This is a genomic window from Enterocloster citroniae (assembly GCF_040545455.1).
Lineage (GTDB): Bacteria > Bacillota > Clostridia > Lachnospirales > Lachnospiraceae > Enterocloster > Enterocloster citroniae.
Map to the genome: position 1 here is coordinate 1 of NZ_JBEPLZ010000002.1, position 23,284 is coordinate 23,284.

The 23,284-nt window shown below is 49.3% G+C and carries 19 protein-coding genes; 16 read left to right on the forward strand and 3 right to left on the reverse strand.

Going from position 1 to position 23,284, the window contains the following annotated elements; genetic code table 11:
- Together ABID13_RS02065 and ABID13_RS02070 are read right to left on the reverse strand one after the other, a co-directional pair.
- A partial coding sequence (locus ABID13_RS02065; protein ID WP_354020868.1) for a transposase occupies positions 1 to 506 on the reverse strand: 506 nt, incomplete at its 3' end.
- Positions 507 to 731: 225 nt separating this feature from the next.
- Entirely contained in the window at positions 732 to 1,757 is a 1,026-nt protein-coding gene (locus tag ABID13_RS02070) for a LacI family DNA-binding transcriptional regulator (RefSeq protein WP_048929883.1), read from the reverse strand.
- Positions 1,758 to 2,159: 402 nt separating this feature from the next.
- On the opposite strand from ABID13_RS02070, the gene ABID13_RS02075 reads away from it, so the two are divergent.
- From ABID13_RS02075 to ABID13_RS02135, 13 genes are all read left to right on the forward strand, one after another.
- A complete protein-coding gene (locus ABID13_RS02075; RefSeq protein WP_045092821.1) occupies positions 2,160 to 3,527 on the forward strand; it encodes an ABC transporter substrate-binding protein in 1,368 nt (455 codons plus the stop codon).
- A 111-nt stretch (positions 3,528 to 3,638) separates the two neighbouring features.
- A complete protein-coding gene (locus ABID13_RS02080) occupies positions 3,639 to 4,511 on the forward strand; it encodes a carbohydrate ABC transporter permease (RefSeq protein WP_040415200.1) in 873 nt (290 codons plus the stop codon).
- 12 nt (positions 4,512 to 4,523) lie between these two features.
- Positions 4,524 to 5,351, forward strand: a complete 828-nt coding sequence (locus ABID13_RS02085) for a carbohydrate ABC transporter permease (RefSeq protein WP_007860930.1) — start codon at positions 4,524 to 4,526, stop codon at positions 5,349 to 5,351.
- A 72-nt stretch (positions 5,352 to 5,423) separates the two neighbouring features.
- Entirely contained in the window at positions 5,424 to 6,329 is a 906-nt protein-coding gene (locus tag ABID13_RS02090) for a nucleoside hydrolase (RefSeq protein ID WP_048929882.1), read from the forward strand.
- 49 nt (positions 6,330 to 6,378) lie between these two features.
- A complete protein-coding gene (locus tag ABID13_RS02095) occupies positions 6,379 to 7,779 on the forward strand; it encodes an L-fucose/L-arabinose isomerase family protein (protein WP_045092823.1) in 1,401 nt (466 codons plus the stop codon).
- 70 nt (positions 7,780 to 7,849) lie between these two features.
- Positions 7,850 to 8,683, forward strand: a complete 834-nt coding sequence (locus ABID13_RS02100; protein ID WP_045092824.1) for a transketolase — start codon at positions 7,850 to 7,852, stop codon at positions 8,681 to 8,683.
- On the forward strand, positions 8,680 to 9,624 hold the full coding sequence (locus ABID13_RS02105; RefSeq protein WP_048929881.1) for a transketolase family protein: 945 nt from the start codon (positions 8,680 to 8,682) through the stop codon (positions 9,622 to 9,624). Before ABID13_RS02100 ends, ABID13_RS02105 begins: the two co-directional genes overlap by 4 nt.
- 4 nt (positions 9,625 to 9,628) lie before the next feature.
- Positions 9,629 to 11,128 carry an FGGY-family carbohydrate kinase gene (locus tag ABID13_RS02110; protein ID WP_007860925.1) on the forward strand — a complete coding sequence of 500 codons (1,500 nt, stop codon included), beginning with the start codon at positions 9,629 to 9,631 and terminating at the stop codon, positions 11,126 to 11,128.
- Between the two features lie 404 nt (positions 11,129 to 11,532).
- A complete protein-coding gene (locus ABID13_RS02115) occupies positions 11,533 to 12,519 on the forward strand; it encodes a LacI family DNA-binding transcriptional regulator (protein ID WP_007860924.1) in 987 nt (328 codons plus the stop codon).
- Between the two features lie 71 nt (positions 12,520 to 12,590).
- A complete protein-coding gene (locus ABID13_RS02120; RefSeq protein ID WP_048929880.1) occupies positions 12,591 to 13,985 on the forward strand; it encodes an ABC transporter substrate-binding protein in 1,395 nt (464 codons plus the stop codon).
- Between the two features lie 78 nt (positions 13,986 to 14,063).
- Positions 14,064 to 14,942 carry a carbohydrate ABC transporter permease gene (locus ABID13_RS02125; RefSeq protein WP_048929879.1) on the forward strand — a complete coding sequence of 293 codons (879 nt, stop codon included), beginning with the start codon at positions 14,064 to 14,066 and terminating at the stop codon, positions 14,940 to 14,942.
- A gap of 2 nt (positions 14,943 to 14,944) precedes the next feature.
- Positions 14,945 to 15,811 (forward strand): carbohydrate ABC transporter permease, encoded by an 867-nt coding sequence (locus ABID13_RS02130; RefSeq protein ID WP_082082605.1) that lies wholly within the window; start codon positions 14,945 to 14,947, stop codon positions 15,809 to 15,811.
- Between the two features lie 45 nt (positions 15,812 to 15,856).
- Entirely contained in the window at positions 15,857 to 17,218 is a 1,362-nt protein-coding gene (locus ABID13_RS02135; RefSeq protein WP_007860918.1) for a glycoside hydrolase family 32 protein, read from the forward strand.
- Between the two features lie 46 nt (positions 17,219 to 17,264).
- Here ABID13_RS02135 and ABID13_RS02140 read toward each other — a convergent pair whose 3' ends face one another.
- Entirely contained in the window at positions 17,265 to 19,202 is a 1,938-nt protein-coding gene (locus ABID13_RS02140) for a sigma 54-interacting transcriptional regulator (RefSeq protein ID WP_007860916.1), read from the reverse strand.
- Between the two features lie 213 nt (positions 19,203 to 19,415).
- Here ABID13_RS02140 and alr point away from each other — a divergent pair, with 213 nt between their 5' ends.
- The 3 genes from alr (at position 19,416) to ABID13_RS02155 (ending at position 23,284) form a co-directional block, all read left to right on the forward strand.
- Entirely contained in the window at positions 19,416 to 20,630 is a 1,215-nt protein-coding gene (gene alr / locus ABID13_RS02145; protein ID WP_007860914.1) for an alanine racemase, read from the forward strand.
- A gap of 5 nt (positions 20,631 to 20,635) precedes the next feature.
- Complete coding sequence (locus tag ABID13_RS02150) at positions 20,636 to 21,865, forward strand: dicarboxylate/amino acid:cation symporter (RefSeq protein WP_007860906.1); 1,230 nt, start codon at positions 20,636 to 20,638, stop codon at positions 21,863 to 21,865.
- A 252-nt stretch (positions 21,866 to 22,117) separates the two neighbouring features.
- Positions 22,118 to 23,284 carry an aminotransferase class V-fold PLP-dependent enzyme gene (locus ABID13_RS02155; RefSeq protein ID WP_048929878.1) on the forward strand — a complete coding sequence of 389 codons (1,167 nt, stop codon included), beginning with the start codon at positions 22,118 to 22,120 and terminating at the stop codon, positions 23,282 to 23,284.

The window sequence follows — 23,284 nt, forward strand, 5'->3', positions numbered from 1 at the left end:
CGGGCTTCTTTTTCCATGGTTTCATTCTGATATTTATGAGGGTTTGCACTGGCTTTGATGTGGGTACCATCAATAAAAAGACTTTCCGTATCCAGGAAACCACAGGCATCCACCTCCATTAGAATCCGGGAGAATATCTTTTGAAAAAGATCCGTATCCTTAAATCGTCTGGTATAGTTCTTTCCAAAGGTAGAAAAATGAGGGATATCCTCATACAGGCCGTATCCCAGATACCAGCGGTAAGCAAGATTCACTTCAATCTCTTTGATTGTTTTGCGCATGGAAGGGATGCCAAACACGTATTGGAGGATCACGATTTTCATTAATACAACGGGATCAATGCTTTCCCTGCCATAATGTTTGTAGAGATCTTTAACCTCGTCATAAATAAAGCTTAAATCAATGGCTTCCTCCAGCTTTCGAACCAAATGACCGGAAGGGACGAGGTCATCCAGGCTTGCAATCTGTACTTGAGAACGTTCTGAATAATCTTTTTTCCCCATCATAAGAAAAAACCTCACTTTCGTATAGTACTATTATACTACATCGAAATCCTGAGTGAAAGAAAAAAGACAACCGCCTCCTATTAGGAGGCTAGTTGTCTACAGTCTGAGATGGGAACCTTTGGGTTCCCATCTATTTTGTTATGCCTAAAAAAGTGGATCAAAAAACATCCCTGTCAGAATAGTTAAGGCTGTAAAAACCTTGCTTCTAACAGGGATATTTGGTCTCTATCCTTTAACGGTACGGATACTCTGGCGCTCTACCAGGGACGTGCGTATCTCAATGGTAAGGATCTCACGGCTGTTGCTGTTGATCTTTTCCAGGAGCCGTTTGACGGCCTGTACGCCCATCTGGTGCTTTGGCACATGCATGGTGGTGAGAGGGGGATCCATGAGTTCGCACATAGGCATGTCGTCAATGCCGATGATGGAGATGTCCTCGGGGATACGGTATCCCTTTTCCTTTAATGCGCGCATGGCGGATAAGGCAATGATGTCATTGTCGGCAAAGAACGCTGTGGGCATTACCGGGTCATGGCTCAGTATTTCCTTCATCTCACTGTAGGCGCCGTCCACGGTGGGAGTCAGCTTGTACTCGTGCTCCGTGGGAATGTGCAGCCCGCTTCTGCGAAGTTCCCTGTGGTATCCGTCTTTTCTCTCTGAAAAGTTATTGATATGGCATGCGGAATGGAGATATCCGATGTTGGTGTGGCCGCTGTGGATCAGCTGTTTGGTGGCGCATCCGGCAGCCTGTTTGTTATTGATCACAATGGTGTCCAGGGCGATCTCGTTAAACGCACTGTCTAACAGCACGGTGGGGCATCCCAGGGATGTGAATACGGAGGCGTCTGCCAGGGCCATCTCCGTGGCCAGCAGCAAAAGCCCCTTGCATTCTTTGGAATGGATCAGCGGCAGAGTGGTGGAGAGGTCGCTTCCTTCATTAAAATACGCAATCTGAAGATTGTATCCACTGCTCTTGCAGGACTGCTCTATGCCTTCGATCAGCTGTGAAAAGAAGGGGGTATCACCCACTACCTTTCCGTGCTTTTTAAATATGACAAAGTAAATGAAGTCAATGGTCTGTGGTTTATATCCGTAGGCGGGTGACAGGGAACCCAGTTCTATCATTTTGTCAAGAACCAGTTTCCTTGTGCTTTCGCTGATCCCAGGCTTGTTGTTTAAGACCATGGAAACAGTGGAGGGGGATATGCCCAGCAAATGTGCCAGATCTTTGGCTTTGATCGTCTTGTTCATGGGAAACTCCTATCTAGTGCTGCCCGGCACTCATATATTGCTCTGTGTCTTCTTAATATAGCATCATTATAAAAGATGTGGGGGGATTCGTCAATAGAAATTCAATAAAATTTAATAAATAATTGAATAAATTTAAATGGAGAAATTCAATCGAGAATGTTGGTGTACAAAGTTAACAAAAAAATATCACAATATTAATGCAATATATCCATTGAAAAATGGGTAAAATTGATATAAACTATCGATAAGTTCAATTAAAAAATTTAAAATTGAGAAAATATTGAAATAAAAGTCAAATTTAATTCAATTAAATTTAGTAAAAAATTTAACATTAATATGGAAAGTAATGAATGTAAGACAGATAATGTTAAAATTTTAATAAAAACAAAGGAGAAGAGAAGCATGAAAAAAAGATTATTGAGTTTATTGGTCTGTGCGGGCATGGTAGGCAGTATGCTGACAGGATGCGGCGGCTCAGGAGGAGCGTCAGGAGGAGCGTCAGGGGGAACCCAGGGAGGGACCACCCAGGCGGCTTCCGCCCAGGCTGGAACGGAGGCAGGCACCAAAGGACAGGAAGCTTCGGGGGAAGCGGTGGAACTGACCTTCTGGTCCATGGCCCAGAGAAAAGATTTTGAGGACAAGATCATTGCCGCATTTACAGAGAAGAATCCGCAGATCAAGATCACACCCACCTACTATTCAACAGACGATATCAAGGCAAACCTGAAGGTGGCGGCATCTTCGGGCACCTTACCGGATATGTGGTACAACTGGGGCGGGAGCCTGGCAAGTTATTATCCGGCCAACGGGCTTACATATGACTTTACGGAATACGCAAAGGAACACAATTGGGATGACAAATATCTGGCTTCCTCACTGGAACTGTGTACACTGGAAGGACAGCTCAGCGGCATTCCCCAGAGCGTTGCCATGATGAACCTGTGGTACAGGCAGGACATTTTTAAACAGTTTAACCTGGAGGTTCCAAAGACCTTTGAGGAGCTGGAAACAGTGTGTGAGACACTGAAAGCGGGCGGGGTTATTCCCTTTGCTACCGGCGGACAGTACGGATGGCACGTAATGAGATATATCCAGGACCTTTTGGAATATTACGGCGGAGCCGAGGAGCATGACGGACTGAACAATATGACCACTGACTGGGGAACATCCGAGGCAGTGACAAAGGCATTTGCTAAGTTTAAGGAGTGGACGGACAAGGGATATTTCAATGAAGGCTTCCTGACCGAGGATCCCAATGACTGCAGGATGTACCTGTACAACGGCACCTGTGCCATGATCATTGACAGTCCCACCATGGCTTCCCAGATCCTGAACGCGGAGCAGGATACCAGCTTATACAGCTTTTTTGCTTTTCCAACCGAATCCAACGGGGACGGAAGCGGACGTATGGCAGCCTATGTGAAGATGACCCAGGTAAATAAAAATGTAACTGACGCGCAGTTGGATGCAATTGTAAAATTCTGGGATTTCTATTACAGCGCGGATGAGAATCCTGAATTCTCTAATATTGAGCAGCCCATCGCCCTAAAGGGGGCTCAGCTTCCTGAGTCACTGGCCATTGCGGACGGCGTTATGGAACTGATGGATGCCTGCGGTATCTATACACAGATGGATCAGGCCCTGCCTGCCCAGGTGGCGGACCAGATGTTTGCGGCACAGGATAATGTGGTGATCGGAAACATGAAACCGGAAGAAGTGGGGGCAAGTGTGCAGACTGCCATCCAGTCTTATCTTGCAGAGAATCAGTAAAAGAGAGGTCAGGAGCTGTGCCTTATGTGCACTGTAAGGCACAGCCTCACCTTCAGGGGCGTGTTTGAAGACCCATTCCCGTCCCGGCTATGCATCAGAAGGAGGTATTCCTTGAAACAGAAAAAAATAGATATAAAGGCTTACTTGTTTTTGCTACCGGCATTTGTTATTTTCAGTTCCGTGGTGATCGTACCCACTTTGTATTCCTTTTACCTGAGTTTTTTTTCCTGGAATGGGATTGGGGAAAAGAAATTTGTGGCATTTAAGAATTATGTAAATCTGTTTACACTGGATCCGGTATTTATCACAGCTTTAAAGAACAACTTTATCTGGATCCTTCTGACCGTTCTTTTCACCGTGACCATGTCCCTGCTGCTGGCAGTGGTGTTAAACCGCTCTTTTAAGGGAAGGGTGGTATACAGGGCCATTTTCTATGTGCCCTATATGCTCTCATGGGTTGTGGTAGGCGTTATCTGGAAATGGATGTATAACCCCAATATGGGATTTATCAATGAATTCCTGAAAGTCATTGGCCTGGGAAACCTGAAGGTGGCCTGGCTCTCAGAGCCTAAGATCGCTCTTTACTGTGTATATTTTGCTGCTCTCTGGCAGGGGATCGGCCAGCCCATGATCCTTTTCCTGTCCGGGCTCCAGACCATTCCCGGGGATGTGCTGGAAGCGGCAACCATTGACGGGGCCGGCAAGGTGAAAGCCTTTATCCATATTACGGTTCCCATGCTGAAAGAGACATTTGTTGTTGTTTTTGCAACATTGATTATAGCAGCCATGAAAGTGTACGATATCATCAAGGTAATGACAGGCGGCGGGCCGGGAAATGCCACGGAGACCCTGGCAACCTACATGTATTCCCAGACGTTTATGTACAACAACTTCGGCAAGGGCAGCGCCATTGCCAGCGCCATGTTCCTGATGATGATCTTTATCATTGTGCCATATGTGATCTACACTGCCAAGGAAGACTAAGGGGGAACGGGAATGAAGAAGAAAAGAAAACAAATCATTTTTTATATTCTGCTTACATTGCTGGCCCTGCTCTGGATGGCTCCCGTGGTCACTGTGTTTATCACAGCCCTAAAGTCACAGGGGGATTTCTATTCCGGGAACAGCCTGTTTTCCCTGCCGGACCAGTTAAAGTGGTCCAATTTCACAGATGCTTGGACCAAGGGACGGCTGGGCACCTACATGAAGAACGGCCTTATCATCTGCCTGCTGAAGGTCCCTCTGGGCATTCTGGTGGAATCCCTGGCTGCATTTGCGATCACACGTCTGAACATTAAACACAAGACAGCCATCTTTGTATTTTTCCTTCTGGGCATGATGCTGCCTCATCAGATGGCCCTGATCCCATTAAACCGTGCATTTTCCAATTACAATCTGATCAACAACTATGCGGGCCTGTTTGTGGTGTACACGGGGTTTGGTATCGGGTACGGCATACTGGTGCTGAGAGGATTTATGAGGTCCATTCCAAAGGACCTGGACGAAGCCGCTTACATAGACGGATGCGGTAAGCTGCGTTTGTACTATAATATCATACTTCCCATTACAAAGCCTGCCATTGCAACCGTATTTATCGTGGATTTCCTGAATACATGGAACGAATTCCTGTTACAGAGTATTTTGATCACCAGCGATTCACTGAGGACAGTGCCCAATGGCCTGATGAGCTTTATTGGGGAGTATGGAACGGATTACGGCCTGCTGAACGCAGGCGTGCTGATTTCCATCGTACCTGTGCTGGTGGTATACCTGTCCTTCCAGAAATACTTTGTGGAAGGAATGGCCGGAGCGGTAAAACAATAGGAGCCGGAAGGCGGAAGCCCGGCCAACAGGAGATGCAAAGCATTAAAAAACAAACATGAAAAGGAGAATATTATGGTTTATAACAATTATCATTTCAGGATACCCGAGGGTAAGATGGTCAGGCTGATCGTGAATACAGATGCCAAGAATGAGGCGGATGACCAGTATGCCATTGTCCATGCGCTGCTCAGCCCCAAGTTTGACAACCGGGGGATCATTGCCGCCCATTTCGGCAATGAGAAAAGTCCCCACAGCATGGAGGACAGCTATGACGAGGTCCTGAAAATGCTGGATCTCATGGATTTTCCAAGGGATCTGGCATACAAAGGGGCGGACCGCCGGCTGCCGGATGAGAAGACGCCTGTGGAATCCCAGGGGGCAAGGCTGATCATTGAGGAAGCCATGAAGGAGTCGGACATGCCGCTGTACGTGATCTTTCTGGGACCCCTTACGGATATGGCGTCCGCTTATCTGATGGAGCCCAGGATCGCGGGGCGCCTTACCTGTATCTGGATCGGAGGAGGCAAATATCCGGAAGGCGGGTATGAATACAATCTGAACAATGATATCAGATCAGCCCGGGTGGTGATGAACTCAGACATGCCTGTATGGCAGATTCCCAGAAATGTATACAGCCAGGTAATTGTTTCTTTGGCGGAGCTGGAGTACAAGGTCCGTCCCTGCCGGGAGCTGGGCAGGTATCTGTTTGACCAGCTGGAAGAGCATGGGCACACATCCTTTGCCAGGGCAACCACAAGGACCGGGGAATACTGGTGCCTGGGAGACTCGCCGGCAGTGGGGGTACTGCTGTTTGCCCATATGTTTGATTATGACTGGGTCCAGGCGCCCCTGATCACGGATAATATGACCTATGCAAAGAACAGCCAGAACCGCCCCATCCGGGTGTACAACCGTGTGGATCACAGGTTTATTCTGGAAGATTTCTATGCAAAACTGGCGCTGTTTACAAATAAGTAACAGTTACAAATAATCCATTAAATAATCCATGACAATGAGGTGAAACAGGATGAATAGTATAAAAATCGGATTTGCACCCACCAGAAGAAGCATTTTCAGCGCGCCGGATGCGATCAAGTATGCAGGGCTTACCAGAAAACGCCTGGAGGAGCTGGGAGTAGAGTTCGTGGATATCACGGATATCAATGGGGAGGGACTGCTCTATGACGAGGGGGACCGGCTGAAAATAGAGGAAAAGTTTCGCAGGGAAGGGATTGACGGACTGTTTTTCCCGCACTGTAATTTCGGCACCGAGTATGTGGTGGCCAGAATGGCCCGGGATCTAAACGTTCCCGTCCTTCTCTGGGGGCCGAGGGATGAGCGGCCGGATGAAAACGGGATCCGCCTCAGGGACAGCCAGTGCGGCCTGTTTGCCACAGGAAAGGTGCTGCGCAGATTCCGGGTGCCCTTTACCTATATGACCAACTGCCGCCTGGAGGATGCCGAGTTTGAGCGGGGAATCAGGGATTTCCTGGCTGTCTGTAATGTGGTCAGGGTGTTCAGGAACACCAGGATCCTCCAGATCGCTCCCAGGCCCTTTGACTTCTGGTCCACCATGTGCAACGAGGGGGAACTTCTGGAAAAATTCAATATCCAGCTGGCGCCCATTCCCATGCCCGAGCTTACGGCTCAGGTGAAGCTGGCCAAAGAGGAGGGCAGAGAAGTAAAGCGCGTGATGGAATACTGCCGCCAGACCATGGATGTGAAGGTCAAGGAGGAGGAACTGGAAAATATAGCCGCCATGAAGGTGGCCATGAAACGCCTTGCGGTAAAATACGGCTGCAATGCAGTGGCCATCCAGTGCTGGAATGCCCTTCAGGGCGAGCTGGGCATCATGCCCTGCGCGGCCAATTCCCTGTTAAACGAGGAGGGGCTGCCGGTGGTGTGCGAGACGGACATACACGGCGCCATCACGGCGGTTATGGTGGAGGCGGCTGCCATGGACGGGACCAGAGGGTTCTTTGCCGACTGGACCGTGCGCCATCCGGACAATGAAAACGGGGAACTGCTTCAGCACTGTGGTCCCTGGCCCATTTCCGTGGCCCAGGAAAAGCCGGTGATCGGATATCCGCTGGCATTTGACCATCCGGGAGCAGTGGAGGCCCTGGCCAAATACGGGGATGTGACGCTGGCCAGATTTGACGGGGACAACGGCGAGTATTCCATGCTCATGGGAAATGCAAAGGGGATCGAAGGCCCCTACACAAAGGGCACCTACCTGTGGGTGGAGGTGGAAAACTTAAAACGTCTGGAGGATAAGCTGGTATGCGGTCCCTATATCCACCACTGTGTGGGAATCCATAAAAAGGTGGTCCCGGTGCTCTATGAGGCATGTAAGTATATCGGTGTGAAACCGGATCTGTATGACCCGATCGAGGAAGAGGTAAAGGCGTATATCCGAGGGGAATAAGGTTGGAACACAAAGCCCGTCCTGACGGAAAGCAATTTTCAAACACGCTCTAATACAGGAGGTATGATAGATGGATGATTTATCAGTAATGGCTTATGAAATGCGAAAGGATGTGCTGGATATGATCTGCCGGGCCGGGACCGGACATATCGGAGGCGATTTCAGCGTGATGGAGATCCTGACAGACCTGTATTTCAGGCAGATGAACATTTCGCCGGAGCTTATGGATGACCGGGACAGGGATCGTTTTGTCCTGAGCAAAGGGCATTCCGTGGAAAGCTATTATGCGGTTCTGGCCAGAAAAGGATTTTTTGACATAGAGGAGGTAAAAGCCAGGTTCTCGGCTTTTAATTCCCCGTACATAGGCCATCCAAACAATAAGCTTCCAGGCATTGAAATGAACTCCGGTTCCCTGGGCCACGGGCTTCCTGTCTGCGTGGGCATGGCCCTGGCAGGGAAAATGGATCAGAGGGACTACCGGGTGTACACGGTGATGGGGGACGGTGAACTGGCGGAAGGCTCCGTGTGGGAAGGCGTGATGGCGGCATCCCATTATAAACTGGATAACCTGTGCGCTGTAGTGGATCGAAACCGGCTCCAGATATCCGGCCCCACCGAGGAGATCATGCACCATGATGACCTGGGACAGCGGTTTTCCAGCTTTGGCTGGCATGTGGTGACAGCTGACGGGAATGATATCCCCTCCCTGGACCGGGCCTTTGGAGAAGCCAGGCAGCAGAAAGGACAGCCCACGGTTGTGATCGCCAACACCATCAAGGGATGCGGGGTGTCCTTTATGGAGAACCAGGCGGGCTGGCACCACCGGGTGCCTACGGATGAGGAGCATCAGGCAGCTGTGAGGGAACTGGATGAAAAGGTGAAAGGAGGCGGAATCTGTATATGAATAAGGTTGCAAACCGTCAAGTGATATGCCAGGTTCTCTGTGAGGAAGCAAAAAAAGACAGGGATATCGTGGTATTGTGCAGTGATTCAAGAGGTTCGGCTTCCCTGGCGCCTTTTGCAAAGGAACACCCCAACCAGTTTGTGGAGACAGGGATCGCGGAACAGGATCTGGTGGGGATCGCAGCAGGGCTGGCAAGGAGTGGGAAAAAGTCCTTTGCAGCGTCACCGGCCTGTTTTCTCTCCACCAGGAGCCTGGAGCAGGCAAAGGTGGACGTGGCATATTCCAATACCAATGTAAAGCTCATAGGCATCAGCGGAGGCATCAGTTATGGAGCGTTGGGGATGAGCCATCACTCTGCCCAGGATATTGCGGGAATGGCGTCCATCCCCAATATGAGGGTGTACCTGCCCAGCGACCGCCACCAGACAGCCTGCCTTGTGAAGGCGCTGCTAAAGGATGAGAAGCCTGCCTATATACGGGTGGGCAGGAATGCGGTGGAGGATGTGTATGAGGAGGGAAAGGTTTCCTTTGTGATGGACCGGGCTAATGTGCTGAACCGGCAGGAACAGGGGGCGGATGTACTGATCGTGGCCTGCGGTGAAATGGTGCGTCCTTCCCTGGATGCGGTTTCCTGTCTGGCAGAGGAGGGAATCCGGGCAGAGGTGATTGACATGTACTGTGTAAAACCCCTTGACACATCCACCCTTTTAAAAGAGGCAGGAAAAGCCCGGGCAGTGGTGACAGTGGAAGAACACTCGCCCTTTGGCGGCCTTGGCTCCATGGTAAGCCAGGCAGTGGCAGGCCATTGCCCTAAAAAGGTGATAAACCTGTCCCTGCCGGACAGTCCGGTGGTGTCCGGAACATCCAGGGAAGTTTTTGATTATTACGGACTGAATGCAGCGGGGATCACGGCTGCGGCAAAGGAAGCGCTTGAGAGGTAATGGAATGGAACATGAAACAAAGTATATGCTTTCCGTGGACCAGAGCACCCAGGGAACCAAGGCACTGATATTTGACCGGTCAGGGAAGATGATCCAAAGGCATGACATCCAGCACCGCCAGATCGTGGACGGGAACGGATGGGTGGAGCACGATCTGGAGGAAATCTGGGAAAATACAAAGGCGGCTGTGAAATGGGTGATGGAAGAGGCCGGGATTTTGCCGGGACAGATCGTTGGACTGGGGATCAGCAACCAGAGGGAGACGGTAGCTGCCTGGAACCGGAAAACGGGCAAGCCCATTTTCCACGGAATTGTATGGCAGTGTCCCCGGGGGGAACAGATCTGCGAAGGGGTCAAGGCACAGGGGTATTCCGCAATGATCAAAGACCGGACCGGATTGGAGCTGTCCCCTTATTTTTCAGCCAGCAAGCTGGCATGGATCTTTCAGAATGTACCGGAAGCAGGTCCTTTGGCGGAAAAGGGGGACCTGTGCTGCGGGACCATAGATTCCTGGCTGGTTTTCAAACTCACCCAGGGGGCTGAGTTTAAAACAGATTACTCAAACGCATCCAGGACCCAGCTTTTAAACCTTTGCTCCCTCACATGGGACAGGGAGATCTGCCGTATATTCGGCATCCCTGTGTCATGCCTGCCTAAAATCTGTGATTCAGACGCCATATTCGGAAAGACCCGCATGGAGGGGCTGTTTGATGAGGCGATCCCCATCAGCTGCGTCATGGGGGATTCCCACGGCGCCTTATTCGGCCAGGGATGCCTTGAGCCGGGAATGGCCAAAGCCACATACGGAACAGGTTCATCGGTTATGATGAATGTAGGTGATGCACCTGTGTTCAGCAATCAGGGTCTGGCTGCATCATTGGCCTGGTCCAGGGGAGGGAAGGTCCAGTACGTGCTGGAGGGCAATATCAATTACACAGGGGCTGTCATTACCTGGCTGCAGAAGCAGCTGGGGCTGATTGAACATGCCTCTGAAACGGAAGGTCTGGCCCTTAAGGCAAATCCCAGGGACAGGACGTATATTGTCCCTGCATTCACAGGACTGGGGGCTCCGTATTACAACAGCGATGCCACGGCCCTGATTACCGGGGTTACACGGATGACGGGAAAACCCGAGCTGGTAAAAGCCGCCCTGGACTGCATCGCCTACCAGATCCAGGATGTGCTGGTATTAATGGACCGGGAGTTTGGAAAAGGAACCGGCAGAGGCATTGCCGCCCTGAGAGTGGACGGCGGTCCTACGAGAAACCGGTATCTGATGCAGTTCCAGTCAGATGTTCTGGGGATACCGGTGGAGGTGCCTGGGGATGAGGAGCTTTCCGGCATTGGTGTGGCCTATATGGCCGGGATCCGGTTGGGCTTCTATGACATTACAGACCTGTTTGGGGATTCCGGAAGAGAGCGCTATGTTCCCCGGATGGACCAGGAGGTAAGGCGGGAAAAGATATTGGGGTGGAAGAAGGCCGTGGAGCGGACGGTGCTTTGACGGGGCTCAATGGTTAGTAAGAATGAATGGTTAGTGAGAATAAGTGGTGATTTAAACTGCACGATTTAGTGATGATCGTGCAGTTGTTTTTTGTATTGGATCCTATTTACACATAGCCGGAGAAACAACCGGAAAAATATCATATAAATTATTTTACACATATCTTGAAAAGTAAAATAATTGTGATATAATTATATGGAAAATATGTGGATAATCCGGTGAAACCACCTGCATTTCCCTGGTAGAGAGATAATTATCTCTAAATTTACGGATAAATCCATATAAAACACTTGACAATACGGATAAAATAAAATATAATTATCTCATAAATTTAAAATAATTATACGCAAATATAGAGATAATTATTTTAAATAACATCCCGTATTGTTCTATAAGGAGGAAAAATGAGCAATATTAAGGATGTAGCAAAGCTGGCCGGTGTGTCAGTGCCGACCGTTTACAAAGTATTTAGCAGTAATCAATATGCAAGTCCTACAGTAGAAGAAAAGGTGATGAAAGCAGCCAGGGAATTGGGATATGTCCACAAGGCGGCGCAGAAAGGAAATACGGAGAAAACCATAGCGGTCATCATTGATGATATTACCAATCCCTTTTACGGCGCCATGGTCAATGAGATCAGAAAGGGCCTGAACCGGTACGGACATCATCTGATCACCATATCCAATGCGGAAAGCTGGGAGCAGGAGGGGAAGGATATACAGGCGCTGATGGAATGTAAGGCGGACGCCCTGATCTTTGTTCCTGCCCTGGGAGAACCACAGCAGGCCGTGAACCGGCTGATCGCCCAGAACTATCCGCTGCTCCAGCTGTTTCGGCCCTTGTATCCGGATATTGATACCATACTCATCGATGATGAGCTGGGAGCATATCTGGCAGTGAAACATCTGCTCCAGAGCGGACACAGGAGGATCATGCTGATCACCCGTTCCAACCCCCTTTTGGTCAAACGCGAGGAGGGATATGCCAGGGCATATCAGGAATTGGGTATCCCCATGGATGAACAGTGTATCTGCCTTATGACTTATGTGGATAATATTAAGGAAATGCTGAAAACCAGGATACGGGAGATCGAACCCACGGCGATCCTGTCAGTGGGGGAGAGGCTCAGTGTGAGTACGGTCCAGGCCTTGCGTGAGATGAACCGCAAGGTTCCTGATGACGTAAGCCTCATTGTCTATGATGACCTGGCCTGGACCGCGGCATTTGACATCAGCGCCGTGTCCCACTCCTTTGAGGCCATTGGAAACCTTGCGTCCGAGCTGATCATGGAACGGCTCAAAGAGTCGGACACAGGGGAGCGCAAGCCCCCGGCAAGGCTGGTTCTGGATCCAAAGCTGGTGACACGCAATTCAGTAAAAATACTTCTATAATGATACTTTTAAAAATACTTCTATGAAGGTACTTCTGTAGGATACATGAAAGAGGAAGGGAAGGATCAGACATGAAAAAAAGATGGGGGATATTACTGGGAATAACAGGTATGGCGATGGCAGCGCTGCTTACGGGCTGCAAAGGAACAGGGGAGGCCAAGGCTCCCGGGGGAGCCGGGGGAGAGACCTCTGTGGAAACTTCTGCGGCAGGACTGTCGGGGGATAAGACAGGAGATGCGGCAGCGGGCGCGGCAGGGGAAGGGCAGATCACATTTACATTTGCCGAGCATGTGGCAAACATTGAACAGCAGGCTCCCCAGGTTTACGGGGTGGTGCAGGAGTATATGAAGCTGCATCCCAATGTGACCATTGAACTGACCGGGGCCAGTGCGGATGACCTGACAAGAAACATCCAGATGGCTGCCCAGAGCAACACGCTGCCGGACCTGTTCTGGATCCGCCAGCCCGTGGCTGTGGAGATGGCAAAAGCCGGATATCTGGCAGACCTGTCCGAGGATATTTTAAATGACCGGGAACTGACGGACACGTTTCTTCCCCATGTCCTGGATTCCCTGAAGATTGACGGAAAGCTCTATGGGATACCATGTGAGCTGCAGTCCAATGGCTTTTGGGTCAACAAGGCCATTTTGGACCAATACGGCCTTGAGATGCCTGTTACCTATGAGGATTTCATCTCATGCTGCACTGTACTAAAAGAAAATGGCATCATTCCCGTGGCACAGGGAGGAAAGGACGTGTTTACTGCCTGGGCCTGGGAAAACGCCCATTGCAGATATGGTTTCTATGACCATATTGACGGAATTATCGCGGGCACGGACAAGTGGAGCAATCCGGATTATCTGAAATTTTACCAGAAGCTTTCCGATATGAGGGATGCGGGCGTGTTTTCTGAGAATGCTAAGAATACGGATTATGCCCTGTCCGTGGAACAGTTTTTGTCAGGGCAGGCAGCCATGCTCAATTCCGGTGTCTGGGACACCAAAAAATTTGATCAGAGCGATCTGGCAAAGGATATCTATTACTGGTGGGGACCAACCTTTGAGGATGGAGTGGGGGAACAGGAGGTTTCCATGAAAGCGCCTGCCCATCCATACGTGGTATCTGCGCGCCTTAAGGAGGAGGAACCTGAAAAGTACGCGGCTGTGATCGATTTCCTTAAATTCTATTATGGCAAACAGGGAACGGAGATCATTGCAAAGGATAACCAGAGTATTCCGGTTACACGTTATGAGGGGGAGATCGATGCAGAGACATACCCTGTTTTTGCAAGGGTGATCACAATGATGAATGATGACTGGGAGAGCCCGGCAGTGTGTCCGGATATGTATATCTCAGGCCAGATCATCAATCAGTACAGGGAAAGCATCTGCGGTGTGATTAATGGGATCTATACGCCTCGGGAGGCAGTGGATTATCTGGACGGGATACAGGCAACCATTCAGTAATACACGGCAATTGAGAAACAAGGGACAGGAACGGGCCGCCAGAACAATCTGGCGGCTCTGTTAAGAAAGGACAAGATTATGCGCTGGCTCAGCAAAAAGCAATCATTTGTGATTCTTCTGGCGCCGACCCTGATTCTGTTTACGCTGTTTGCGGTGGTTCCGGTTGGGATTGCATGTTACTACAGCTTTACGAATTTTACAGGGATCGGTTCTCCCACATTTGTAGGTCTTAGTAATTATATGACTCTTTTTAAGGATAAAGTGTTTTTCCTTGCACTTAAAAATACCGGAATCGTTCTTGGTGTGTCTGCTGTCACGGTCATACCGCTGTCATTTTTGCTGGCACTATTGCTGGACCGCGCCTTTCCCGGCACAAAACTGGCAAAAGCCCTGAACTTTTCACCCAATATCATTGCGCCGATCCTGGTGGGGCTGATCTGGGTCTTTATCCTGGACCCAGGCATGGGACTGGTCAATGCCCTGCTGCGCCAGCTTGGCATGGTTTCCTTACAGCCTGAATGGATCGGGGGCAGGACGCTCACCCCTTATTCCGTGGCATTTGTCTATCTGTGGAAGGTGCTTGGATATAATGCTACGATATTTATGGCGGCGTTTAAGATGATCCCCGGCGATATCTATGAAGCGGCCAGTATTGACGGGGCGGGAGGAGCGAAGAAGCTGTGGTATATTACCATCCCCATGATAAAGCCCACCCTGCTGATCGTGACCATCCTGCTGATCACAGGCGTGTTTAAGATATTTGAAATCGTAGTGCAGCTCACCGCAGGCGGACCGAACCATTTATCCGAGCTTCTTGTTACGTATATGTATTACATGACATTCCAGTCCACCAAATACGGCTATGGCATGAGCATTGCCATTGTGACCTTCCTGCTCACAGCGGTGTTTGCCGTTATCTATATTGGTGTGACCAGAGAAAGGATAGGGGAGGAATAGACATGGGACATTCCGATAAAAAAAGCCATTATACCACCGCGGCCCGCAGGATGGACCGGATACTTAACTGCATTGTAGTAGTCATAACCGTGATGATGATCATCCCGTTTTTGTGGATCATCCTTATGTCCTTTAAGACGGATTCCGAAATATTGACAACTCCTTTTTCTTTGCCGGAGCAGTTCAGTCTGGACAATTACAAACGGGCCCTGGACATCCTGCCCTTGGGCAGCATGTATCTGAATACAATGATCATTGCCTTTTTTTCGGAGGCGATCTGCCTGGCAGCCACGTTTATGAGTTCCTATGGGCTCACAAGATTAAAATACAGATCGTCAAAACTGCAGAACGGATTATATCTTTATATCATCAGCGGCCTGATGATACCCACCTATATCCTGCTGTTTCCAATTTACAGGATCAACGTGATCCTGAAGCTGACAGGGACTTACACGGCGCTGATTCTGCCGCTGGCCGCATCATCCATCTCCTTTAATACGCTGATGTTTGTGGGATTTTTAAAATCCTTTCCATCGGAACTGGAGGAGGCTGCTGTTATTGACGGATGCGGGCTGATCAGGCTTTGCTGGTCTGTGGTAATGCCCCTAATGAAGCCGATCATGGCCACTGTGGTGATCTTTAATGTCCTGTATGTATGGAATGAGTACCCTCTTTCAGTAACCCTGATCCAGGACCCTGCCATGAGGACCATATCCATGGTGGTGTCCATGTTCCGGGGAGCGTACAGCATTGATTACAGCGGTCTGGTGGCTGGCACGATCATCATACTGATCCCCCAGCTGATCTTTTATGGGATTTTCCAGAAGTATATTGTGGGCGGCCAGACAGCGGGAGCAGTGAAAGGTTAAATACAAACTATTATATCTGAAAATAAATTTTACGGAGGAGTCGCTATGCAGCACAGACCAAAATACCATTTTTTACCTGAAAAAAACTGGATGAATGATCCCAATGGGCCCATTTTCCATGATGGGGTACATCACCTGTTTTACCAATATAATCCCACGGACTGGCACTGGGGCAATCTTCACTGGGGCCATGCCACAAGCCGGGACCTGGTCCACTGGGATCATCAGCCCATCGCCTTATATCCAGCGGTGGACCGGGGGGAGACAAACTGTTATTCCGGGTCCAGCTATATCCACGATGGAAAGATCGAACTGATCTATACAAGCGTGGGAGCGGGAGACAGAAGACAGATCGATGGCTCCGAGCAATGGGTTGCAGTGACGGATGACGGCATTACCTGGAAACAGATTCCGGAGAATCCTGTACTTACCCTGAAGGATCACGGAGGAAAGAGGCTCACCCAGTGGAGGGATCCCTTTATATTTGAATACAAGGGAAAGACGTACCTGCTGATTGCGGGGATTTCCGATGGCAGGCGGGGGGCGGTCCATATTTATACAGGGGAAGACGCCCGCCACTGGACCTATCTGGGGGAATTTTTCAGCAACAGCACGCCGACCAAGATCATCGAATGCCCCAATGTGGCGGTGTTTGGGGACAAACTGCTGTTTTTATATTCTGTGTGGAATCAGAGGGAAGTCCGCTACCATATCGGGACCATGGACGACCAGTATTGTTTTGTATCTGAGTCAAGCGGAAGGATTGATTACGGGGAATTCTTTGCCTCACAGATCTCCTTTGACGGGCAGGGAAGGACATACCTGTGGGGTTGGCTCAGGGAATTTCCACGCAGCCTGATCTATACGGACGGAGAATGGGCCGGGGTGCAGGCAATCCCCAGAGTGATCTCCCTGAATGAAAAACAGGAACTGGTGATCCGGCGTCTTCCGGAGACTGACCGGCTGAGGCGTGAATCGGAATCCATTACCCTGAGGGAATTCACCGGACGGCACGTGTTTGGGATGGAAGGCAATACGGTTGAGGTCGTGGCCAGGGTAAAGACAGATGCCCCGTTTAGCATCAGGGTGCTTGCCACCGAAGACTTAAAAGAATATACGGACATTATCATTGATCCCAGGGAAGGGACCATGGAGGTGCCGCTGCGCAGCTCAAGCCTTTTGGAGGAGGTGGACCACAACCTGTTAAAGGGGAGGTTTTGCCGGTCTGAGGACGGGGTGGTGGAAGTGGACATCCTGTTGGATTGTTCTGTTTTGGAAGTGTTTATTAATGACAACGGCTGCATCTCCCCCCGGGTTTATCCTGCACTGGATGGAAAATGCATCTCCTTTGCATCGGATGGCGTGGTGCAGGAAGCGGAACTGACCGTGTACCGTATGGAACTGTAGATTATATTGGAACTGTATTTTGATATGGGGGCGCAGGGACCGGGGATCACTGCCCCTCCTGCTGGTTTAATTTCCTCCATATGGTAGTCCTGCACACGCCCAGTTGTTCCGAGGTTCTGTTTATATTTCCCCCATTCTCCGCAAGACACCCACGGATGATCTCTAGTTCCATATCCTTTAACGGCCCTTTGTTCACGATCATCATATGGGCGTGATCCGTAACATTATCAGAGGGGCCATGTTTGACCTCATATTCATCCAGACAGACCCTGACCGGTGTGATTTTCATACTGTTTAATATAATGTACCGGTGGATCACATTCTGAAGCTCCCGTATATTTCCCTGCCATTTCCGCGTAACCAGGAACCTTATCTCCTCATCAGCCATCTTCCGGGTAATGGGAACCTTGTAGAGCCTGGAATACATCTGGGAAAAGAAGTCAATGTACTGGGGGATGTCTTCAGAGTGCTCGTTCAGATTAGGCAGATATAAATTCAATATATTCAGGCGGAAATATAAGTCTGAACGAAACTCATTGTTTTGTATCATGGCCCCGATATCTTTGTTGGCAGCGGATATAATACGGATATCAATGTAAATAGGAGTTTTGGACCCCACCCGCCGGATCTCCTTTTCCTGTACTGCGCGCAGCAGCGCGCCCTGTATTTTCATGGACAGGGAGTTGACTTCATCTAAAAACAGGGTTCCATTATGGGCAAGTTCCAGGAGGCCGGTCTTTCCACCCTTTTTTGCACCGGAAAAGGACCCTTCCTCATATCCGAATAATTCGCTTTCCAGGAGTGACTCCGGTATTGCGGCGCAGTTTACCGCCACAAAGGGCTGGGATCTGCGCTGGCTGGCATTGTGTATGCTCTGGGCAAACAGTTCCTTTCCTGTTCCGCTTTCGCCGTATATCAATATATTTGCATCCACCGTGGAGTACAGCATGGCTTTGTTGATGGTTTCTTTCATTTTATGGCTGCTGCCTATTATGTTCTGGAATGAATAGCTTGTATTTGTATTCTTTTTATGTATTTTATTGCGGAGTCTGGACTCGCTGTCTTGGATTTCCTCTGCATTTCTTATTACGATCACCAGATTCCTGCAGTGCTCATCCACGGTGATCCAGAATTTCTGGATAAAATACAGGGAGTCCCCGACCAGGGAGATACATTCATCCTGTTCCTGGTCCTCCATAAATGCTGCCAGATCCTTTATGGTAAACTGGGATGATATGTCAGACAAGGGTTTGTCCACAACCTGGGGCGTGGTCACCCCCAGCAGCTGTTCCATGGTATTGTTTATAAGGCAGACCCTGCCGTTGTGTATCATCATCAGCCCTTCGTGAAATGCATTCTGGATCTGATACAAGAGCTGCAGCTGGTTTTCTTCATAACTTTTAGAGTTGAGGATGGAACAAGCCTGGATGATCGTCTTCTTTATGGTGTCCTTGCTTGTTTTGACAAAGACAACAGGATATCCCAGGGCATGGCCCACATCCTGGCCAATGGTGCCTCCCCCTGCCACACAATCCATTCCCTGGGACTGTGCCAGGACGATCTGGGTCTCAATATCTTTCTTTGATGCATATCTGTATATGTTCAGTTCCCTGATGTTGAGCAGGTCTTTTACAAACTGCAAGTTCAGGTCCAGGTGATCATTGTCTGCCAGTAATAATCCAACCCTGTCACCGTACCGGCCCGTGCCGGCCAACGCCTCAAGGGTGTCCATCCTGCCGGGATTGGCACTGAGGATGATAATGTCCGGAAACTCCTGTTTCAGGTAGTTGGCCATGGCTCCCCGTGTTACAATTACATATGGATAGCCCTGTTCGTTAAAGATAGCCCGGATCTGCAGGGAAAGGTTTTCCGTTATGTCATGGAAATCAATAAAATCATATTGGCAGCCAAGATCCTTACATACCTCGTCCACTGTCTGAAGCATACTTTCGTACATGTTTGTTATATAGAATTTTTGCGGCATGAGGTAACTCCTCTCAATGGGTGGTTGGATGGTGGTATATTTAAACATATTATAGTTGCATGTGATTAAAATTGCAACATGCCAATGGAAAAAAAGGGGGAGAAACTGGCTAAAACAGCGGATTTATTACTTGGCATGGAACTTGCTGTTATATAAAGCAGGGTGCGCACCTGATAAAACTATAAAATGGTATGAGGAAAGGATTGGGGAAGGATGTATAATTACAGTAAATATTTAACCAGATCCTGTTGGCTGGAGATCGATCTGGATGCAATTAAAAACAATTATTATGAACTGCAGAAAATGGTGGGACCGGAGATCATCGTGATGCCTGCGATCAAGGCCAATGCATATGGCCATGGTATTGTGGAGGTTGCCCGCGCCCTGGAAACATGCAAGGTAAAATACCTGGCTTCCGGAGTTTTGCATGAGGCTGTCAAGCTAAGAAAAAACGGGATCAAATCCCCCATCATGCTGTTTGTCGGAAACAACATTGAGGAAGTTGCCGACCTGTATGTCAGATATGACCTGATGCCTACTGTGAGCAGCATTTCCCAGGTAAAAGCCATATCAGAAGCAGCGGGAAACAAAACAATGAAGGTATTTCTGCCCGTTGAAACAGGCCGCGGCCGCCTTGGTATTAATGCAGAAGAACTGGCTGATTTTGTAAAGCAGGTTCTTGCATATAAAAATATTGACATAGTGGGCATGTACAGCCATATGTCCTGTCCGGACTGGCCGGATAAGGAGTCGTTCTCACAATGGCAGTATGATCGTTTTGTTGGAGCGATCCGGGCAGTTGAGGCATTGGGTGTCAAGCCGGAGTTTTTGCAGATCGCCAATTCAAACGGCAGTATTTCGCGGCCTGACATGAGACTTACAGGAATCTGCCCCGGACAAAGCATGTGGGGGTATTCGACCATAGAACGAAGGGAGCCGGCGCCTGATCTGAAGCCGGCCATCAAAGCCTGGAAGAGTAAGCTTCTGTGTGTGAAAGATACCATTGGAGGAAAGTTTGGGGAAGGGTTTGCCGCAGTTAAGCTGGACCGTCCCATGCGTATCGGCGTTATGGCCGGAGGAATGTATGACGGTATCAGCCCTCACCAGGCCAATGGGGGATATGTTCTGATCCGGGGAAAAAAGATCCCGGTGGCAAGTTCCATCTGCGTGGAACATACAATTCTGGACCTGACGGACTGCCCAGAGGCTGAAATCGGTGATGAGGTGGTGATCCTTGGAACCCAGGGGGACTATGAAATTACTATTCAGGATCTGATGGCCAGATGGAAGAAGTCTGTTCCGGAATTTTTGGTTTCATTAAATTACAGTATACCAAGGGTTTATTTTGAAGAGGGAAAGCCCCAGAGGGTAGTGTGTATGGACGAATCCCAGGAGATTGTTGAAGCCGGATCTGAAAAGGAGGGATAATGACCATGCTGAAAAAGATAAAGCTTAGCAATTCTGTTCTTGTTTTTCTGGCAATGATCCTGGGCAGCATTGCAGGTCTGCTGATCGGACCTGGGGCAGCCTCCATCGGATTTATCGGAACCATTTGGCTGAATATGATGAAAATGTTCCTGGTTCCTGTTGTTATTTTTGTTATGGTGAATGGGATCACAAGCATGGATGATCCGGCGATGCTGGGACGTCTGGGCATCCGTATCCTGTTCATATATACCTGCACCACCCTGATCGCAACCTGCATTGCAATCCCGGTGGCCGTATTTCTAAGGCCCGGCAATGGGTTTGTGTTTGAGAATACCAATGCTGTTATGGAGGTGAGCCAGATGCCTTCATTCACTGAATTCTGCAAGGGATTATTTTCAACCAATGTGTTTGAGTCTTTTACGGATGCCAATATGCTTCAGGTTCTGGTCATATCGGTCATCATAGGAATCGCTATTGTATTTATTAAATCAGATGAACAGAGAAAAAGCATCACTGCCTGGTTTGAGATGATGTACAATCTGTCCATGGCGATCATTAAAATTGTGATGGCTGTGGCTCCCATCGGTGTTTTCTGTCTGATGGCATCCACCATGGGCCAGTACGGCGTGGAGTTTTTAGCCACAATTTCAAAGCTTGTGGGAACATACTATGTGGCGGGTATCATTCACTTTATACTGATCGTGGTGGGATTGCCTACCCTCTCCGGCTACGGGCCCATACGGTTTATTAAGAGTGTGAGCGACACCATTGTCACCGCGGCCAGTACCTGCAGCAGTGCGGCGACCATACCTACAAACCTGCGTGTGGCGACAGATAAACTGAATATACCCAAACCCATTGCTAATTTCTGTATACCCCTGGGGGCGCAGATCAACCAGGACGGAGCCGCCATACTGACGGCTGTCGTCATGATCTTCTGCGCGCAGGCCATTGGCCTGGAACTTACCTTTGCCCAGATGATCCAGATGGTACTGCTGACCACGCTGGTTTCCGCCGGTGCTGCGGCGGTTCCCGGAGGCGGCATTGTGAGGCTGATGATCGTGGGCGCTGCATTTAACCTTCCCATGGAATTGATCGCCATTGTAGGCTCCTTCTACCGTCTGTTTGATATGGGCGCCACTGCGATCAGTACGGTGGGGGATGCGTCCGCAACCCTGTTCCTGTACCGGCTGGAAGAAAGAAGAAACAAAAAAGGAAAGGAAGTTACGATATAAATTGATGCGGGCCGTCATAGAGGTCTGTGATAAGAGATAAGGGGCTGCCCGGAATATTTGACAAATGTCAGGTGTTCCGGGCGGCCTTTTTAATGATGCAGGAAAACGGATCCTGATAAAACTGGAGCGGTATGGATTGTCACAGGGCCGGTTTTTTCGGGCACACCGGCCGGATAAACCGTGAGCACACGGTTATGATAGCGGATATAATAAAATCACAGATCAATAAGAACTTTGATGGAGGGAAAGTACATGGAATTAAAAGAAAAATTTAAACAGGAGAGGGAGTATTATCCGGCCCTTGCCCATTGGACGTATCTGGACCATGCGTCCGGCGGCCTGTATCCCAGCTACAGTACACAGGCGATGAAAGCGTATCTGGATGACATGTCTGAAAACAGCATGACATTCCGGGAATTTACGGAGACCTGGGACTTTGCGGATGAGATGCGCGGCATTGTTGCGCAAATGTTCCACTGCAAAAGCGATGAGGTCATGTATGGCCTTAGTTCTACATGGCTGTTTAATATTTTCATAAACGGTATCGGGATGAAGGAAGGGGATAATATTATTACCACTGCCAATTCCCACGCATCTGTCCCATATATCATGCTGAATAAGATGCAGGATGGAGTGGAAGTCCGTTTTGTGCATCCCAGGGAAGGAGTCACGGAACCGGAGGATATCTATAGACTGGTGGACGAGCATACGCGTGCAATCTGTCTTTGCTACGTGGAGAATACATACGGCTTTAAACATGATTTAAAAGTGTATGGAGAGTTCTGCTGGAAAAATGATATATGGTTTGCCGTGGATGCAACACAGGCAGCCGGTGCCATGAAGATCGATGTGGAGGAAATGAAGATTGATTTCCTGACAACATCCTCCTATAAATGGCTTTGCTGTATTCTTGGCATCGGCTTTGCATATATCAGCAAGCGGCTGCAGAAGTGCCTGAAGCTTGTGGACACTGGATGGAGCTGCTCCGTTGACCGGTGGCATAAGGATACGGAGCATCCGGTGATCAGTGAAGATGCAAGGCGGTTTGAGTGCGGAGGCATCAGCGTGGTGGGCCTGAAAGGTGTGTCAAAGATCATCAGCAGGTATAACGAGCTGGGGGCAGATGATGTGGAGCAATACTGCCTTTCCCTGGTCGATTACCTTTATGACCGTGTGGAAAAGGAACTGAAAAAGACAAGAATATATGGTAACTTTAAAAAGGAAAACCGTTCCAGCATCGTCACCCTAGCAATGCCCGCGGAGTGGGGGATGACAGATGAAAAGGCGGCCAAAAGCGGTATCCGCGCCCATTGTCCGGCTGAAGGGCTTCTCAGGGTAGGGTTTCATTTCTATAATAACACAGAGGATGTGGACCGGTTGGTGGATTTCCTGAAAACTTGTGAGCAAGGGGAGGAGTAA

What these genes read in the sequence shown, in the direction of transcription:
- ABID13_RS02130 (WP_082082605.1), top strand. Translation starts at nt 14,945, where the DNA reads ATGGGACATTCCGATAAAAAAAGCCATTATACCACCGCGGCCCGCAGG.
- ABID13_RS02085 (WP_007860930.1), top strand. Translation starts at nt 4,524, where the DNA reads ATGAAGAAGAAAAGAAAACAAATCATTTTTTATATTCTGCTTACATTG.
- ABID13_RS02155 (WP_048929878.1), top strand. Translation starts at nt 22,118, where the DNA reads ATGGAATTAAAAGAAAAATTTAAACAGGAGAGGGAGTATTATCCGGCC.
- ABID13_RS02110 (WP_007860925.1), top strand. Translation starts at nt 9,629, where the DNA reads ATGGAACATGAAACAAAGTATATGCTTTCCGTGGACCAGAGCACCCAG.
- ABID13_RS02090 (WP_048929882.1), top strand. Translation starts at nt 5,424, where the DNA reads ATGGTTTATAACAATTATCATTTCAGGATACCCGAGGGTAAGATGGTC.
- ABID13_RS02150 (WP_007860906.1), top strand. Translation starts at nt 20,636, where the DNA reads ATGCTGAAAAAGATAAAGCTTAGCAATTCTGTTCTTGTTTTTCTGGCA.
- ABID13_RS02140 (WP_007860916.1), bottom strand. Translation starts at nt 19,202, where the DNA reads ATGCCGCAAAAATTCTATATAACAAACATGTACGAAAGTATGCTTCAG.
- ABID13_RS02075 (WP_045092821.1), top strand. Translation starts at nt 2,160, where the DNA reads ATGAAAAAAAGATTATTGAGTTTATTGGTCTGTGCGGGCATGGTAGGC.
- ABID13_RS02070 (WP_048929883.1), bottom strand. Translation starts at nt 1,757, where the DNA reads ATGAACAAGACGATCAAAGCCAAAGATCTGGCACATTTGCTGGGCATA.
- ABID13_RS02105 (WP_048929881.1), top strand. Translation starts at nt 8,680, where the DNA reads ATGAATAAGGTTGCAAACCGTCAAGTGATATGCCAGGTTCTCTGTGAG.
- ABID13_RS02135 (WP_007860918.1), top strand. Translation starts at nt 15,857, where the DNA reads ATGCAGCACAGACCAAAATACCATTTTTTACCTGAAAAAAACTGGATG.
- ABID13_RS02115 (WP_007860924.1), top strand. Translation starts at nt 11,533, where the DNA reads ATGAGCAATATTAAGGATGTAGCAAAGCTGGCCGGTGTGTCAGTGCCG.
- ABID13_RS02095 (WP_045092823.1), top strand. Translation starts at nt 6,379, where the DNA reads ATGAATAGTATAAAAATCGGATTTGCACCCACCAGAAGAAGCATTTTC.
- ABID13_RS02100 (WP_045092824.1), top strand. Translation starts at nt 7,850, where the DNA reads ATGGATGATTTATCAGTAATGGCTTATGAAATGCGAAAGGATGTGCTG.
- ABID13_RS02120 (WP_048929880.1), top strand. Translation starts at nt 12,591, where the DNA reads ATGAAAAAAAGATGGGGGATATTACTGGGAATAACAGGTATGGCGATG.
- ABID13_RS02125 (WP_048929879.1), top strand. Translation starts at nt 14,064, where the DNA reads ATGCGCTGGCTCAGCAAAAAGCAATCATTTGTGATTCTTCTGGCGCCG.
- alr (WP_007860914.1), top strand. Translation starts at nt 19,416, where the DNA reads ATGTATAATTACAGTAAATATTTAACCAGATCCTGTTGGCTGGAGATC.